Genomic DNA, 16,380 nt, shown 5'->3' with positions numbered 1-16,380 from the left:
TAAGGTTTTGATTAAGCCAGCCGACCACCCTGAAGGCTCAATTGGCGTCCCGACCGTGCAGCCAAGGCAGGATCATGGGCCACCAGAACCAGGGTTGAGGAATTCTCCCGATTTAGCTCAAAAAGTAGCTCAATCACCCTATTTCCGCTTGCCTCATCTAGGCTTCCAGTAGGCTCATCAGCAAACAGAATGGCGGGTTTATTGATAAATGCCTGAGCTAAAGCCACGCGTTGCTGCTCACCTCCAGAGAGGGTCTTAGGGAAGTGGCTTGCTCTTAGACTCAAACCAACCTTATCTAGCCATTCAGCGGCAGCCTGCTTAGACTCAGCATGCTCAACAACACCAGCCATCTCCAGCGGTAGCATCACATTCTCTAGGGCGGTTAAATGTGGCAGCAGCTGAAATGATTGAAAGACAAAGCCAACGGATTGGCCGCGTAAACGGGCTCTACCATCTTCATCCAAGAGATTTAAGTTTTGGCCCATTAGGTAAATCTGGCCTGTACTTGGCAGATCTAAGCCGGCCAAAAGACTTAATAAGGTGCTTTTTCCAGAGCCTGAGGCACCCACAATAGCCACACTTTCGCCTTGCTCAATCTGAAAGCTGAGTTCATGCAGAATAACTAAGTCGCCATCAGCAGTGCTTACAAGCTTACCCACCCTCTTAGCAACTATAGAATTAGACTGTTTGTTCATGTAGAAATTTCTTAGAATAGAAAAATGCGGATTCAACTATTAAGTAGCAATAAATTCATTACGGGTCTATTTTGCCTCTTAATGAGCTTTTCATCATGGGCTCAGGTCAAGCCAGTGATCCTCATTTTGGGAGATAGCCTCTCGGCTGAATATGGCTTACCTCGTGGAACGGGATGGGTCAACCTACTTGAAGGGCAATTAAGCAAAGATAAGAGCCCATGGAGCGTATTCAATGCCAGCATTAGCGGTGAGACAAGCGCAGGAGGAGTAAATCGCCTCCCCAATATATTGAGCCAAAAGAAACCAGGAATAGTTCTAATAGAGCTTGGAGCAAATGATGCCTTGCGTGGTTTGCCAGTAAGTCAAACTGAAGCGAATCTGCGTAAGATGATTCAGATTAGCAAGAAGTCAGGTGCCAGGGTTTTGCTTTGTGGAATACAGATCCCCTCAAACTATGGCCAAACTTACACCAAGCAATTCAAAGAGCTCTATCCTCAGCTGGCCAAACAAGAACAGATTGAATTACTGCCCTTCTTTCTTGAAGGTGTTGCTACGAAACCAGAGTTATTTCAAGCAGATCGCTTGCACCCAAATGTTGAAGCACAAAGCGTGATCTTTAAAAACGTATGGGGCTCAATGGCCCCATACAGTAGTTTGCTAAAAAAGCTGCCTTAAATTTAACTGCCTGCACTACCCGCGCTGGCTTGCTTGAGCGGGTTGATGACTTTAACGCCAGCGCTATTACGCCAGTAAGCCATAAAACCTGCAAATTCAGATTGCGCAGCCAATGCTTGAATCTGTTGCGCCTGAGCGTTGCGTACCTTGGCATCAACGACCGGTGGTTGGCGAACCTGATCAATACGATAAATAGTAGTACCTACACCAGGATTTGCTACTGAAACCACGGCCGGTAATTTGCTTGCACTGACAGACATGACCTGATCCATTGATAGGCCCACTAAGCTGCCAGGCTTATTGCGCGATATCCAGTTAGGACCACCAAAGCCAGCACTATTCTTTGGATCTTTTTCAAGAGCGGCTAATTTCTTGCTGGCTGCAGCAATCGCCAACTTCTCTGCAGCGCGTTGAGTAACTTGGCGCCTCACTTCGGCAGCAACATCTTTAAAAGGCAAAGTTTGTGCTGGGTGCAATGTCACAACACGAGCAGATACAAATACGCCTGGCGCTGTTTGTACGGTCTCAGTATTACGCCTATTCTTAAGAGCCTTATCGCCATAGAGAGACTGAACCACTTTAGGATTAGCCAAAGGATGATCTCTAGATACACCCGGTGCACCACTGCGTGTCACATCTTTCTGAGTTTGAATGCTGAGCTTCAATTTATCAGCAGCAGGCTTCAAGCTATCAGCTTGGTCATAAGTGATGTTTGCGAACTGATCTGCTTTTTCGCTAAACACTTTGGAATCTTCTTTGGGATCCGCCCTAAGTACGATGTATTCCACATCGATATATTCAGGGCGCTCGAATAGTTTGGCATTAGCCTCATAGAAGGCTTGCAACTCTTCAGGGCTAGGATTTACTTTTTTGGATAGGTAATCTTTTGCATTGAACTGCAAAGTCTGAACTTGTCTTTCGGTCTCATATAAAGACAAAATATTTTGAGACAATTTTGGGTTGGTCAACTCCGTACGTGCAACCGAGTTCACTAACTGTTGAATCTTTAAGTCAAAACTTTGACTGGCATAAAACTGCTCTTCGTTCATGCCATTGCTTGCCAGTAACTGCTTAAAACGGGCGTCATCAAATTTACCATCTTCACGATATAAAGCACGAATCTGCGGAATCATTTGAAGACTATTAACCAGCTCTTGTTTTCCAACTTGCAAGCGCAGATCGTTGACAGCAAATCCCAAGATGCGTTGTTGCAGTAATTCGTTCAAGATTGCCTGACGAAACGGTAAGCTTTGAGCAATCTGAGGATTTCCACCAACACGCTCTGCTTGACGCTTTGCAGCCATATCGACCTCTTGCAGCGTAATCGGCCTGCCATTCACTTTAACTAAATCTGTTTCCTTGTCCATGAATTCGGAGTAACTGGAGATCCCGAATAAAGCGAACGAGGGAACAATGAACAGCATGAGTGCAAACTGCAAAATCTTACGGTGCTTACGTACTGAATCAAACATGGATTAATCGCTCGAAAATAAAGTCAATAACGCGAGTGTACTAGGCTAGAGGTCTAGAGGAACTAGAAAGCCCAAGGAAGGAAAAACAAATGCGATTTGGGAAACTGGTGGGCGCTGACGGGATCGAACCGCCGACATTCTGCGTGTAAGGCAGACGCTCTACCATCTGAGCTAAGCGCCCCAAATTAATACAGACGAGATTGTAACCTAGTGCGCGAACAAAAGAGAGATTCTTCATCAAAATGAACTTCAATATGCCGCTCAAATTGACTCAAAATCCCTCAAATATCCCCTACACATCAATGCTTTAAGGCCTCTCCAGAAGAAATCTTTTCATTGGCCTTGCTAGCTTCAGCAGCCTTTTTAGCGAGCTCTTCTGGCGTTGGATCAGGCAAAGCAACGGGTTTTCTCTCTAATGCTAATTCAAGGACCCTATCAATCCACTGCACGGGCACAATTTCAATCGCATTCTTGACGTTATCCGGTATGTCGATCAAATCTTTGACATTTTCCTCAGGAATGAGGGCAAGCTTAATGCCACCACGATGCGCTGCTAATAGCTTCTCTTTTAAGCCGCCAATCGGAAGAACTTCGCCGCGTAAAGTAATTTCCCCAGTCATCGCCACATCGGAACGAATTGGAATGCCAGTAAATACGGATACCAGGGCTGTTGTAATCGCAATACCGGCAGATGGGCCGTCTTTTGGTGTTGCACCATCTGGGAAATGAATATGAATATCCTTCTTCTCAAAGGCTTCATCCGCAATCCCCAAGGCTCTCGCTCTAGAGCGAACCACGGTTTTTGCCGCTTCCACAGACTCCTTCATTACATCGCCGATAGAACCAGTACGAGTAATAACACCTTTACCAGGCATTACCGCTGCTTCGATGGTCAATAGATCGCCGCCAACTTCGGTCCAAGCCAAACCAGTTACCTGACCAACTTGGTTCTCTTTTGCAGCAAGGCCAAAGTCGTACATCTTGACTGAGAGGAACTTCTCTAAATTGTCAGCATTCACAGTGACTGGTGCTGCCTCTTTCTTCAGGAGAAGCAACTTCACTACCTTACGGCAGATCTTGCTGATTTCTCGCTCTAAGGAGCGCACGCCAGCCTCGCGTGTGTAGTAACGAATCATGCTGCGAACCGCAGATTCTTCAATCTTCAATTCATCCTTCTTGAGACCATTATTTTTAATCTGCTTAGGGATTAAATAATTAATCGCAATACTAGTTTTTTCATCTTCGGTATAGCCAGCAAGACGAATAATCTCTAAGCGATCAAGAAGTGGTCCGGGAATATTCAAAGAGTTAGATGTTGCAACAAACATCACATCGGATAGATCAAAGTCAATCTCGACATAGTGATCCTGGAATGTGTGGTTTTGCTCTGGATCCAAAACTTCCAGTAATGCGCTCGCAGGATCGCCACGGAAGTCCATGCCCATCTTGTCTACTTCATCCAAGAGGAATAAAGGATTGCGCACGCCCACCTTAGTTAAGCTTGAAAGAATTTTGCCAGGCATAGAACCAATATAGGTACGACGATGGCCACGAATCTCAGACTCGTCACGCACGCCACCCAAGGCCATGCGCACAAACTTGCGGTTAGTTGCGCGTGCGATAGATTGGCCAAGAGAAGTTTTACCAACCCCAGGAGAGCCAACTAAACACAGGATTGGAGCCTTGACACGTTCAACTCGTTGTTGAACTGCAAGGTATTCCAAGATGCGCTCTTTGACTTTATCGAGGCCATAATGGTCCTCATCCAATACTTTTTCCGCATTAGCTAAATCATTATTGATCTTGGTCTTCTTCTTCCAGGGAAGGGTTACCAAGGTATCAATGAAATTGCGGATGACCGTCGCTTCAGCAGACATTGGCGACATCAGTTTGAGTTTTTTCAACTCAGACTCGGCCTTCTTCAATGCTTCCTTAGGCATGCGAGCTGCTTTAATGCGCTTCTCGAGTTCCTCGAGATCTGCACCCTCTTCTCCCTCGCCTAATTCTTTTTGAATGGCTTTAACTTGTTCATTCAGGTAGTACTCACGCTGACTCTTTTCCATCTGGCGCTTTACGCGTCCACGAATACGCTTCTCCACTTGCAGGATGTCAATTTCGCTTTCAAGATCAGTTAAGAGACTTTCTAAACGCTGGACGACATCTGTCATCTCTAGCAAGCGCTGCTTCTGCTCAAGCTTGACTGGGAGATGAGCACAGATCGTATCCGCCAAACGACTTGGGTCATCAATGCCACCCAATGAAGACGGAATTTCTTGAGGAACATTTTTGTTTAGTTTTACATACTGATCAAACTGCGCCATGATGGCGCGACGCAATGCTTCAGTTTCATGCGCATCTAATGCTGACATGGGAGTTGGAGTCGCTTCACAAGCGAAGTAGCTCTGACTATCCTTAACTTGACTTACTTCAGCACGCTGCACGCCTTCAACTAATACCTTGACAGTGCCATCTGGCAGCTTAAGCATTTGCAGAATGTTAGCAATGCAGCCAACTTCATAGAGGTCCTCTACGCCAGGCTCATCCTTGGCGGCAGTTTTTTGAGCAACTAAAAGCACATTTTTGCCAGTTTCCATGGCGGCTTCTAGGGCTTTAATGGATTTTGGTCGCCCTACAAATAATGGGATGACCATGTGTGGAAACACTACGACATCCCTTAATGGGAGAAGCGGTAGTTGAATAGGTTCAGAGGGTAGTAATAAGTGGCCAGGCATGGGGCAATTCCTCCAAAATAGTCATTCCGTAAAAATCTCTAAAAATGCCGCACCACTACATACGGACATAATTTAGGAATAGGATACTACCTATATGGATGCCACCTAGTGAAAAACAAGGGGAAAATATGCAAAAAGTGAGCAAAAACCCTGTGAAAACAGCAAAAAAGACTAAAAATTAAGCTTTTTTGCTCATTTCTGTAGATTCCTCACCCTGCTTATAGACCAGAATGGGCTTTCCGCCCTCAGCGATGGTATTTTCAATGACCACCTTTTGAACATTTTTCAAGGATGGCAGGTCATACATCACATCCATGAGGGATCCCTCAAGAATAGAACGCAGGCCGCGTGCACCAGTTTTGCGCGCAATAGCTTTCTTGGCAATCGCTGACAATGCCGCTGGACGAACTTCAAGCTCAGAGCCTTCCATCGTTAATAAGGCCTGATATTGCTTAACCAAGGCATTCTTAGGCTCAGTCAGGATCTGAATTAAGGCTGTCTCATCCAATTGCGCCAAAGTCGCTACAACTGGCAAACGACCAATCAACTCAGGAATAAGGCCAAACTTAATTAAATCTTCTGGCTCAACTTCAATTAAGAGGTCACTAACGCCGCGATCATCCTTACCTGGGACCGTAGCATTAAATCCGATGCCAGTCTTGGCAGTGCGCTGCTGGATGACCTTTTCAAGACCGTCAAAAGCACCGCCACAAATAAACAAAATGTTGGTTGTATCGACTTGTAAGAAATCTTGATTGGGATGCTTGCGGCCACCTTGAGGTGGCACTGAAGCCATCGTCCCTTCAACCAGCTTTAACAAAGCTTGCTGAACACCCTCGCCCGATACGTCACGAGTAATGGATGGATTATCGGACTTACGCGAGATCTTATCAATCTCGTCGATATAAACAATTCCACGTTGCGCTTTTTCTACGTTGTAGTCGCAAGCTTGTAACAACTTCTGAATAATATTTTCAACGTCTTCACCAACATAACCTGCTTCAGTCAGTGTCGTAGCATCTGCCATAACGAAAGGTACGTCCAACATGCGTGCTAATGTTTGCGCTAACAATGTTTTACCGGAGCCGGTTGGGCCGATCAGCAAAATATTGCTCTTTGCTAACTCAACGCCATCAACCATCGCTTTGGCAGGAACTTTAGATTCTTTCTTATCAGCAGCTTCTACAGGTTTGCCGTCTTTATCAAGCTTCTCTTTTTTAGGCTTTGGTAAATACTGCAAGCGCTTGTAATGGTTATAAACCGCTACTGCTAAAGCCTTTTTCGCATGATCTTGACCAATCACATACTGGTCTAAATTCTCACGAATCTGATGAGGTGTAGGCAAAGAGTCATCACCCTCTGCCTTAGGAAGCTTAGCCAGCTCTTCTTGAATGACGTCGGTACATAAGTCGATGCACTCATCACAAATGAAAACAGATGGTCCAGCAATCAACCTCTTCACTTCATGCTGGCTCTTGCCGCAGAAGGAGCAATACAGAATTTTATCTGCGCTTTTGGTGTTGTTTGTTTCGCTCAAAATAGCAATCTAAGTGTGGGTGTAGATTAAGGACGCTTATCAATGACTTTATCGATCAAGCCATACTCTTGAGCTTGGTCTGCAGACATGAAGTTATCGCGATCAGTATCTTTAGCAATCGTTTCAATCGATTGGCCAGTGCGATCTGCCAAAATTTTATTCAAGCGCTCACGCAAGTACAGAATTTCACGGGCTTGAATTTCAATATCAGAAGCTTGACCACGTGCACCGCCTAATGGCTGATGAATCATGACGCGTGAATTTGGTAATGCATAACGCTTACCTTTCTCGCCAGCACATAATAAGAATGCGCCCATGCTCGCAGCCATACCCATACACAAGGTGCTCACGTGTGGCTTAATGAATTGCATGGTGTCATAGATTGCTAATCCAGCAGATACAGAACCCCCAGGAGAGTTGATGTATAGAGAAATTTCTTTATCTGGGTTCTCGCTCTCAAGAAATAGCAACTGGGCAATCACTAAATTTGCTGTTTGATCATTTACTTCGCCAACCAAGAACACAACACGTTCTCTTAGTAAGCGAGAGTAAATGTCATAGGCCCTTTCACCTCGACCAGAGGTTTCAATCACCATTGGAACTAAACCCAAACCTTTGGGCTCTAAATTCTCAGACTGGAAATGATTCTGGTTCATGTGATCAGGCCTTTATTTGTTAAATACTTAATTGAGCTTGCTGAGTTCTTCGAAAGTAACTGCTTTATCGATCACTTTAGCTTGCGAAGTGAAATACTTAATCACATTGTCTTCTAGCACCAAGTTCTCGATATCTTTGAGACGGCTTGGCTTGCTGTAGAACCAGCGGACTACTTCTTTAGGATCTTCGTATGTAGCAGCTTGCTCGTCAATTTCAGCTTTGATTTGATCTGCAGTAGCAGCCAAGTTCTGCTGCTTAACCAAGTCACTCAAAATCAAACCGAGGCGAACACGCTTGAGTGCTTGCTCAGCGAACATTTCAGCAGGAATCGGTGCATCTTTGGCATTTGGAATACCACGTTGCATCAAGTCTTGACGTGCAGACTCAACTAAACGCTCTTGTTCTTGAGCAACCAAAGATTTTGGTGCGTCGAGCTCGCAAAGGCTATTGAGCTTTTCCATTACCTCACCCTTTAACAAGGAGGTGGTGCGACGTTTTGTTTCGCGCTCTAAATTTTCTTTTACTTCTTCACGCATCTTAGCAACGCCACCTTCAGTAACGCCTAAAGATAATGCGAATGCATCATCAATAGCTGGGAGGTGCGCCCAGTTGACTGACTTAACAGTGATAGTGAAATCAGCAGTCTTGCCGGCTACATCTTTACCGTGGTAATCCGCTGGGAAGCTTAATGGGAAAGTCTTGCTCTCACCTGCTTTGAGGCCCAATGTAGCAGCTTCAAATTCTGGGAGCATGCGACCTTCACCAAGAACGTATTCAAAGTTTTCAGCTTTACCGCCAGCAAATTCAACGCCGTCGATCTTGCCAACGAAGTCGATTACAACCTGGTCGCCAGCTTGAGCGGCTGTGTTTGCACCGCCATCACCATGAGCACCAGCTACGCCGCGTGGATGGTAATGAACTTGCTGCTTACGCAATACATCTAGTGCACGATCAATCTCTGCATCAGAAATATCTGTTGTGTACTTAGTTACTTCAGCTTTGCTGAAATCGCCAATCTTTACTTCTGGCAGTACTTCAAAGTAAGCATCAAACACAATTTTGTCTACATCTAATTCTGATTTAGGATCGAGACGTGGTTGGCCGGCCAGAAGGATGTTTTCCTTTTTAGCCAACTCGAAGAAGAGCTCTGTAGCTTTATCAAACTGAAGCTCGAAATCCACTTGCATGCCGTATTGTTTTTCGACCATGTTCTTAGGCGCTTTGCCTGGACGGAAGCCTGGGGCCTTCATGGTCTTACCCAATTTAGCCAATTGGGTTTCTCTTGCCTTAGCCAAATCGGCACGAGCGAACTCTAAGGTCACTTTGCGGTCTAACTGACCTAAATTTTCTATCTGCACAGCCATTCTCGTCTCTTAATTGAAAATCGGATATGTGAAGCCCAAGCCAAGTAGCAAACTTGTGGTGCGAGGAGGGGGACTCGAACCCCCACACCATTTCTGGCGTCAGGACCTAAACCTGGTGCGTCTACCAATTTCGCCATCCTCGCGCGAATTCCGCAAACACTACCGAGCTGAAGCTTCACTCTAAAGACCGTAATTCTACAATGCTTAGCGGTTTTCGAGGATATTTAGGCCTTATAGAGAGCAAAGCTACCGCATGGACTGCAATGCCCTCACCTCCGCCTAAGTGCCCAAGGGATTCATTCGTTTTGGCCTTGAGATTGACATGGCTTGGTGTAACAGCCAAATCCGCCGCAATATTGCGGACCATCTCGGGCAAAAAGGTAGCTAATTTGGGCTTTTGGCAAATAATTGTCGCATCGACATTGCCTACCTGAAACCCAGCAGCCTGAATTTTCTGAAGAGCCGCTCTGAGCAAAATGCGACTATCCATATCCTTAAATTGAGGATCGGTATCTGGAAATAGCTGGCCAATATCGTTAAGGCCTGCAGCCCCTAGAAGCGCATCAGTTAAGGCATGTAACAGAGCATCTGCATCAGAATGGCCTAGTAAGCCTTTGTCGCTAGGGACGTGCACACCTCCCAAGATAAGTTTTCGACCCTCAACTAAAGCATGAACGTCGTAACCTTGGCCAATACGGAATTGAGGGATTTGGGGAGCGCTTGAAGTCATTAGTTGTCGTTATAGGTTCTGAGGGCTTATTTGCTGCTTGCCTGCAAAATAGTTTGCATTAAATCCCAATCTGCTGGGTGAGTTACTTTGAAGTTGGAAGTGGCACCCTCTATTAATAAGGGGCTGGAGCCAGAGAGCTCAATTGCACTTGCCTCATCGGTAATATCGGCTTCTAGTCGTATGCCCTCCTCAATTGCATCATGCAGGTGCTTTAAACCAAACATCTGAGGGGTTTGAGCCTGCCAAAGATGATCTCGAGAAATCGTCTTCATCGCCCTATTGGGATTGCCAGCAATTGCTGAATTGGCATCGGCCATCTTTAAAGTATCGGCTAGAGACATCGCCAAAAGGCCGCCCTCACCAGCTTGAGTCACAGCGTAAATCAACTTCTGGATGAGTTCAGGAGAAATTCCAGGTCTTGCAGCATCATGGACTAAGACCCAGTCATTTTCTGGAACGCCTGCCTTGAGCATAGCTGCCAGAGTATTTCTGACAGTTTCTTGGCGAGTTGGACCACCGCTTGGAAGAAATTGAATAGATGCAGATTTGCTGGAAAGTGAACTCAGGATGGGGTTATCGATAAAACCCGGGCTGACCCCTACCCAAATAGAGGCAATCTCTGGGGTAGCAGCAAAGGCATTTAAGGCATAAGTCAGCATGGGTTGGCCTGCCAACTCCTGAAACTGTTTTGGTAGTGCTCCGCCAAGTCTTGATCCAGTGCCAGCCGTTGGTAATAAAGCGTGGCATTGCGGTAAAGATTGAGAGGATGGGTTTCCAGCGTGCATACCTGATTCTATAATGAGCTTCGATGTCTGACGCATTAAAATTAGCACCCCCCATACCTGCACCGCGGGCTGGGCAGCGCTTTACCTTTTCAGGCCTAGTAGGCTCTTCAGATGCGGCCTTAATTGCCCAATCAGCCCTACGTTATCGATCTGAATTCTCAGTCATGGTGATCTTCTGTACACAGGCACAGGAAGCGCAGCGTCTCTTGGAGGAAATCCCCGCTTTTGCGCCGCAACTGAAGACGCGCCTCCTCCCCGATTGGGAAATCCTGCCTTATGACCATTTCTCACCCCACCAGGATTTGGTCTCGGAACGTTTAGCTACGCTTTATGAATTGCTCAACGGCAGTTACGACATTGTCTTAGTACCCATCACTACCGCGCTGCAAAGGCTAGGTCCGCCAAACTTTTTATCTGGTCACACCTTCTTTTTTAGGCAAGGTGACAAGCTCAATGAGGCAGCCCTGAAACTTCAGTTACAGCAAGCTGGTTATGACCCTGTTAGTTCAGTCATGCGTCCCGGTGAATGCAGTATTCGCGGCGGCTTGATTGATTTATTTCCGATGGGCTCAAGCCTGCCTTATCGCCTAGATCTATTTGGTGATGAGATCGAGCAAATTAGAGCTTTTGATCCCGACACCCAACGCAGTCTCTATCCCGTCAAAGAGGTTCGCCTCTTACCAGGGCATGAATTTCCATTTGATGATGCTTCACGTACCGCCTTCCGTGGTAGATGGCGCGAAGTGTTTGAGGGCGACCCAACACGTTGCTCAATTTATAAAGATGCCAACCTCGGAATCCCTAGTGCTGGTATCGAATCATATTTACCCCTCTTCTTCGAACAGTCTTCTACAGTCTTTGATTACTTCCCTCGCTCTGGCGATCCAGTCTGGCTAGTCAGTATTGGCGACGTTGAAGAATCCATTAAGGGATTTTGGAAAGACACACTTTCTAGATATGAGTTCTTAAAGCATGATCTTGATCGCCCCATTCTTCCGCCGGCAGACTTATTCCTAGATGTCGATCAATTCTTTACGGCGCTCAAACCTAATGCGCGTTTGGCATTAGAGAAAGAGGCAGATAAAGAAGCAAAAGAATCACCACAATTTTTAGCCGTACCGGATTTATCGGTGCACCGCCGTGATGCTGACCCAATTAATCGACTACGCGCTTTAGTCTCCCAAGAGAAGGTGCGCGTACTTATTTGTAGCGATAGCAATGGCCGCAAAGAATCGATTCGCCAACTCTTTGAAGAAAGTAATTCAGTTGCTGGGCAGAATGGCAAACCACTCTACCCATTAAAGCCAGAAGGCTTTGAAGGTATTGCTGATTTCATTAAGAGCGATTCACTTTTTGGATTGGTCACAGCCCAACTCTTTAATGGATTTACATGGTCAGCTGAAAACCTCATTGTTGTAACAGAAGCAGAGCTCTTTACCACCACAGCCCGTCAACGACGCAAAGGTAAGGAAAGTGAGAGCGCCGATCCGGACATGCTCTTTAAGGATTTATCCGAGCTCAAGATTGGTGATCCTGTGGTGCATTCTGATCATGGTATTGGCCGCTACCAAGGTTTAGTTCTCCTCAATTTAGCGCCACCAAAAGAAGAGCCTATTTTTGAAGAGTTCTTACATTTGGTTTACGCCAAAGATGCGACTCTGTATGTGCCAGTGCAACAGCTACAAATGGTCACCCGTTATGCAGGCTCCGATCCTGACTCGGCACCATTGCATCAACTGGGTTCTGGTCAGTGGGACAAAGCAAGACGTAAAGCTGCGCAACAAATTCGAGATACCGCTGCAGAACTATTAAGCCTCTATGCAGCAAGAGCGATTCGCAAAGGTCATGCCTTTGAATTCTCGGCCCATGATTACGCCGCTTTTGCGGAAAGCTTTGGTTTTGAAGAAACGCCAGATCAAGCAAATGCCATTGCTGCAGTCATTGGCGATATGACTAGCGGCACTCCGATGGATCGGCTGGTATGTGGTGATGTGGGCTTTGGCAAGACCGAGGTAGCTCTACGCGCCAGCTTTGTTGCAGTGATGGGCGGCAAGCAAGTAGCCATCTTGGCTCCAACCACTCTTCTTGCCGAACAGCACGTCGCCACCTGGAAGGATCGCTTTGCAGATTGGCCGGTGCGCATTGTTGAGCTCTCGCGCTTTAAAACCACCAAAGAAATTAATGCTGCATTAGATGCAATTGCTAAAGGTGAAGCCGACATCATCATTGGCACACACAAACTGCTATCAAAAGAAACTCAGTTTGCCAATTTAGGTTTAGTAATCGTGGACGAAGAGCATCGTTTTGGTGTGCGCCAAAAGGATGCACTCAAAGCATTGCGCGCTGAAGTGGATATCCTGACCCTGACAGCAACGCCTATTCCAAGAACTCTTGGCATGGCGATGGAAGGCTTGCGAGAGTTTTTTATTATCGCTATCGCACCTCAGAAGCGCCTAGCTATCAAAACATTTGTGCATCGTGAGGGTGATGGCGTTATTCGTGAGGCAGTTCTTCGTGAGATTAAGCGTGGTGGACAGGTCTATTTCTTGCATAACGAAGTTGAAACGATTCAGAACCGTAAGCATGCTTTACAAGAGCTGATTCCAGAAGCACGCATTAGTGTTGCTCACGGTCAAATGCATGAACGTGAATTGGAATCCGTCATGCGTGAGTTTGTGACCCAACGAACCAATATCCTGTTATGCACCACCATTATTGAGACAGGTATTGACGTTCCTACTGCCAATACCATCATCATGCATCGCGCAGATAAGTTTGGTTTGGCGCAATTACACCAATTACGTGGTCGCGTTGGACGCTCTCATCACCAAGCATATGCTTATCTTCTCGTCCCAGATCCTGAAGCACTCAGCAAGCAAGCCCAATTGCGTTTAAATGCAATTCAGGCAATGGAAGAATTGGGCTCAGGCTTCTATTTAGCAATGCATGATTTAGAGATTCGGGGAGCTGGCGAGGTGTTGGGCGACAAACAATCTGGCGAGATTCATGAAATTGGCTTTCAGCTGTACACCGAGATGCTCAATCGCGCCGTCAAGTCTCTGCGTAGCGGTAAAGAGCCCGACCTACTTTCACCCTTACAGGCTACTACTGATGTCAATCTTGGCGTGCCTGCCCTATTCCCAAATGACTACTGCCCTGATGTCCATGAGCGCCTCTCAATGTACAAGCGCTTTGCCGGCACCAATGATTTCTCAGAGCTAATGGGATTACGTGAAGAGCTGGTAGATCGCTATGGCGATTTGCCTGACCAAGCTAAATCTCTTTATGAAACCCATCGCTTGCGTTTAGAGATGGCAGGATTTGGCATTAAAAAGATTGATGCCAGCCCAAGCTCAATTCAGATTCAATTTATTCCTAATCCCCCAATTGATTCGATGAAGATCATTCAACTGATTCAGTCATCCAAGTACATACAACTCAACGGGCAAGATAAGTTAAAAATTCTCCCCCAAAAAGAGAAGGATTTTGAGAAACTAGAGCAACGTCTAGACCAAATCCGAAAAATTCTCAGAAGTCTCAATGAATCCGCTGTGCTCAATACTGCTCAAGTTAACTAATTGCTGATTGCTTACCTCCCATGTCTAGCCACCTCACTCTTGTAGCACTTGCAAATACTCCAATCCCAACAGACTTGAATGCTGCATTAAGTGCACATGCAAAAGTTTTGGGGCTAGAGATTGCTCAACTCACATTAGAGTCATCACCATCGAAATATTTCACTGCCCGCTGGACTTGCTCTCAAAACTTATTGCCTGAGGCAAGAGTAGCAATGCGTGATATCGCTGCTAAGTACGACACGGATTTAGCTTTTCTTTCCCCGGGATTTAAAGCTGATGCAGTAAAAGTGCTGGCCATGGATATGGACTCCACACTGATTAATATTGAGTGCATTGACGAGATTGCTGATTTCACTGGTAAAAAGGCTGCGGTCTCAGAAATTACTGAAGCCACTATGCGCGGAGAAATTAAAGACTTTCAAGAAAGCTTGCGCAGACGCGTAGCCCTTCTAGAGGGTGTATCTACTGAGGTATTGGAGTCGGTCTATCGGGAGCGTTTGCGTCCTAACCTTGGCGCCTCTGAATTACTGGCCGGAGCTAACGCTAGAGGTTTGTATACACTACTAGTTTCTGGAGGCTTCACTTTCTTTACCCAAAAACTCCAAAAAGAATTGGGCTTCAAACAAACCCAAGCCAACACCCTAGAAATTGTTGACGGCAAGCTTACCGGTAAAGTGATTGGCGATATTGTTGATGGTGCAGCAAAAAATGCCTACCTAGAGCAAGCCTGCGCTCTCATGAATTGCAAAAAAGGTAACTCCATCACCATGGGTGATGGATCAAACGATCTGCCGATGATGCATGGCTCAGGTATTAGTATTGCCTATCGAGCAAAACCCATTGTCAAAGAAAAAGCCGACGCGGCTTTTGACCGAGTCGGCTTGGATGCTGCTTTACTGCTAATTAACTAAAGCACTTGCTTTAGGCTAGAGCAATAAATGAGCGCTGATTAGAGGCGCTCAAAAATAGTTGCGATACCTTGACCACCACCAATACACATTGTGACCAAAGCATATTTGCCTTGAACACGATGTAATTCATGGATAGCTTTTGTAGCAATTGCGGCACCAGAACAACCGATTGGGTGGCCCAATGCAATCGCCCCACCGTTCACGTTGGTCTTAGCTGGGTCTAAGCCCAAACCTTTAGCAACAGCCAGGGCTTGTGCAGCAAAAGCTTCATTAGATTCGATCACATCGATTTGATCCAATTTCAAGCCAGCGCGCTCAAGAGCAATCTTGGTTGCTGGAATAGGACCTTCACCCATGATGTGGTTTGGCACGCCGGCAACAGCATAAGAAACTAAACGAGCGATTGGCTTATGACCAGCCTTCTTAGCCGTTTCAGCGTCAGCCAATACAAAGAATGCTGCACCATCATTAATGCCTGATGCATTACCTGCAGTAACGCTACCGCCCTCTTTTTTGAAGACCGCTTTCATCTTCGCCAAAGTTTCCATAGTGGTATCTGGCTTGACATGCTCATCGGTATCAAACACCACATCACCCTTACGGGTCTTGATGGTGATAGGGACGATTTGAGATTTAAAGCGACCTTCTTTAATTGCATTAGCTGCGCGACGATGTGACTCGACAGCAAGAGCATCTTGCTCTTCACGTGTGAACTTCCACTTTTCAACCAGGTTCTCTGCAGTGACACCCATATGTCCAACGCCAAATGGATCCGTCAAAACAGAAACCATCAAGTCAATCATTTTGGTATCGCCCATGCGAGCACCGCTGCGCATTGCAGGTGAACCGTACATGCCGCGTGACATCACTTCAACGCCACCGCCGATACCGTAATCGCAGTCACCCAACATAATTTGTTGAGCAGTCGTCACAATCGCCTGTAGGCCAGAGCTGCATAAACGATTCAAGGCCATCGCAACAGATTCCATTGGCAAGCCAGCCTGAATGGAAGCAACGCGTGCAACATAGGCATACCGGTTGTCCGTAGGGATGGTATTGCCTGCAGTAACGTAATTAATTAGGGATGGATCCACTCCAGATCGGGCTACCGCTTCTTTCATCACCATACCGCCGAGCTCTGATGGCTCAAGGCTACTCAGTGCTCCATTAAAAGTACCAATTGCTGAACGTACAGCACTCAAAACGACGACATCACGACTCATATCAATCCCCTTTACGGTGCC

General features: G+C 46.2%; 12 protein-coding genes and 2 tRNA genes. 3 read left to right on the top strand and 11 right to left on the bottom strand.

Annotated elements, in window-relative coordinates; all coding sequences use genetic code 11:
• Positions 1 to 11 precede the first annotated feature (11 nt).
• Positions 12 to 695 (bottom strand): ABC transporter ATP-binding protein, encoded by a 684-nt coding sequence (locus DXE44_RS04460; protein WP_114652944.1) that lies wholly within the window; start codon positions 693 to 695, stop codon positions 12 to 14.
• 24 nt (positions 696 to 719) lie between these two features.
• Between DXE44_RS04460 and DXE44_RS04455 the strand changes: the two genes are divergently transcribed.
• Complete coding sequence (locus tag DXE44_RS04455; RefSeq protein WP_197712837.1) at positions 720 to 1,370, top strand: arylesterase; 651 nt, start codon at positions 720 to 722, stop codon at positions 1,368 to 1,370.
• 2 nt (positions 1,371 to 1,372) lie between these two features.
• Here DXE44_RS04455 and DXE44_RS04450 read toward each other — a convergent pair whose 3' ends face one another.
• From DXE44_RS04450 to ispD, 9 genes are all read right to left on the bottom strand, one after another.
• Positions 1,373 to 2,842, bottom strand: a complete 1,470-nt coding sequence (locus DXE44_RS04450) for a peptidylprolyl isomerase (RefSeq protein ID WP_114652942.1) — start codon at positions 2,840 to 2,842, stop codon at positions 1,373 to 1,375.
• Positions 2,843 to 2,947: 105 nt separating this feature from the next.
• A tRNA-Val gene (locus DXE44_RS04445) sits at positions 2,948 to 3,023 on the bottom strand.
• A 118-nt stretch (positions 3,024 to 3,141) separates the two neighbouring features.
• Complete coding sequence (lon, locus tag DXE44_RS04440) at positions 3,142 to 5,574, bottom strand: endopeptidase La (protein WP_114652940.1); 2,433 nt, start codon at positions 5,572 to 5,574, stop codon at positions 3,142 to 3,144.
• A gap of 178 nt (positions 5,575 to 5,752) precedes the next feature.
• Positions 5,753 to 7,111 (bottom strand): ATP-dependent Clp protease ATP-binding subunit ClpX, encoded by a 1,359-nt coding sequence (gene clpX / locus DXE44_RS04435; RefSeq protein ID WP_114652939.1) that lies wholly within the window; start codon positions 7,109 to 7,111, stop codon positions 5,753 to 5,755.
• Positions 7,112 to 7,137: 26 nt separating this feature from the next.
• A complete protein-coding gene (gene clpP / locus DXE44_RS04430) occupies positions 7,138 to 7,767 on the bottom strand; it encodes an ATP-dependent Clp endopeptidase proteolytic subunit ClpP (protein WP_015421102.1) in 630 nt (209 codons plus the stop codon).
• Between the two features lie 27 nt (positions 7,768 to 7,794).
• A complete protein-coding gene (gene tig / locus DXE44_RS04425) occupies positions 7,795 to 9,132 on the bottom strand; it encodes a trigger factor (RefSeq protein WP_114652938.1) in 1,338 nt (445 codons plus the stop codon).
• A 56-nt stretch (positions 9,133 to 9,188) separates the two neighbouring features.
• Positions 9,189 to 9,275 (bottom strand) — tRNA-Leu (locus DXE44_RS04420).
• Positions 9,276 to 9,307: 32 nt separating this feature from the next.
• On the bottom strand, positions 9,308 to 9,862 hold the full coding sequence (gene ispF / locus DXE44_RS04415) for a 2-C-methyl-D-erythritol 2,4-cyclodiphosphate synthase (RefSeq protein WP_114652937.1): 555 nt from the start codon (positions 9,860 to 9,862) through the stop codon (positions 9,308 to 9,310).
• Between the two features lie 26 nt (positions 9,863 to 9,888).
• Positions 9,889 to 10,647 (bottom strand): 2-C-methyl-D-erythritol 4-phosphate cytidylyltransferase, encoded by a 759-nt coding sequence (ispD, locus tag DXE44_RS04410; RefSeq protein WP_174221116.1) that lies wholly within the window; start codon positions 10,645 to 10,647, stop codon positions 9,889 to 9,891.
• Positions 10,648 to 10,670: 23 nt separating this feature from the next.
• On the opposite strand from ispD, the gene mfd reads away from it, so the two are divergent.
• Positions 10,671 to 14,225, top strand: a complete 3,555-nt coding sequence (gene mfd / locus DXE44_RS04405) for a transcription-repair coupling factor (protein ID WP_114652935.1) — start codon at positions 10,671 to 10,673, stop codon at positions 14,223 to 14,225.
• A gap of 20 nt (positions 14,226 to 14,245) precedes the next feature.
• Positions 14,246 to 15,136, top strand: coding sequence for a phosphoserine phosphatase SerB (serB, locus tag DXE44_RS04400; protein WP_114652934.1), 891 nt, complete (start codon positions 14,246 to 14,248; stop codon positions 15,134 to 15,136).
• 38 nt (positions 15,137 to 15,174) lie between these two features.
• Here the strand turns inward: serB and DXE44_RS04395 are convergent, their stop codons facing one another.
• A complete protein-coding gene (locus DXE44_RS04395) occupies positions 15,175 to 16,359 on the bottom strand; it encodes an acetyl-CoA C-acyltransferase family protein (RefSeq protein ID WP_114652933.1) in 1,185 nt (394 codons plus the stop codon).
• Positions 16,360 to 16,380 lie beyond the last annotated feature (21 nt).

Source organism: Polynucleobacter necessarius, from assembly GCF_900095175.1.
Lineage (GTDB): Bacteria > Pseudomonadota > Gammaproteobacteria > Burkholderiales > Burkholderiaceae > Polynucleobacter > Polynucleobacter necessarius_I.
This window is presented reverse-complemented; position numbering and strand designations above follow the sequence as displayed.

Excerpts from the sequence above, each read along its gene's own strand:
- DXE44_RS04460 (WP_114652944.1), bottom strand. The coding sequence starts at position 695 with ATGAACAAACAGTCTAATTCTATAGTTGCTAAGAGGGTGGGTAAGCTT.
- DXE44_RS04455 (WP_197712837.1), top strand. The coding sequence starts at position 720 with ATGCGGATTCAACTATTAAGTAGCAATAAATTCATTACGGGTCTATTT.
- DXE44_RS04450 (WP_114652942.1), bottom strand. The coding sequence starts at position 2,842 with ATGTTTGATTCAGTACGTAAGCACCGTAAGATTTTGCAGTTTGCACTC.
- lon (WP_114652940.1), bottom strand. The coding sequence starts at position 5,574 with ATGCCTGGCCACTTATTACTACCCTCTGAACCTATTCAACTACCGCTT.
- clpP (WP_015421102.1), bottom strand. The coding sequence starts at position 7,767 with ATGAACCAGAATCATTTCCAGTCTGAGAATTTAGAGCCCAAAGGTTTG.
- tig (WP_114652938.1), bottom strand. The coding sequence starts at position 9,132 with ATGGCTGTGCAGATAGAAAATTTAGGTCAGTTAGACCGCAAAGTGACC.
- ispF (WP_114652937.1), bottom strand. The coding sequence starts at position 9,862 with ATGACTTCAAGCGCTCCCCAAATCCCTCAATTCCGTATTGGCCAAGGT.
- ispD (WP_174221116.1), bottom strand. The coding sequence starts at position 10,647 with ATGCACGCTGGAAACCCATCCTCTCAATCTTTACCGCAATGCCACGCT.
- mfd (WP_114652935.1), top strand. The coding sequence starts at position 10,671 with ATGTCTGACGCATTAAAATTAGCACCCCCCATACCTGCACCGCGGGCT.
- serB (WP_114652934.1), top strand. The coding sequence starts at position 14,246 with ATGTCTAGCCACCTCACTCTTGTAGCACTTGCAAATACTCCAATCCCA.
- DXE44_RS04395 (WP_114652933.1), bottom strand. The coding sequence starts at position 16,359 with ATGAGTCGTGATGTCGTCGTTTTGAGTGCTGTACGTTCAGCAATTGGT.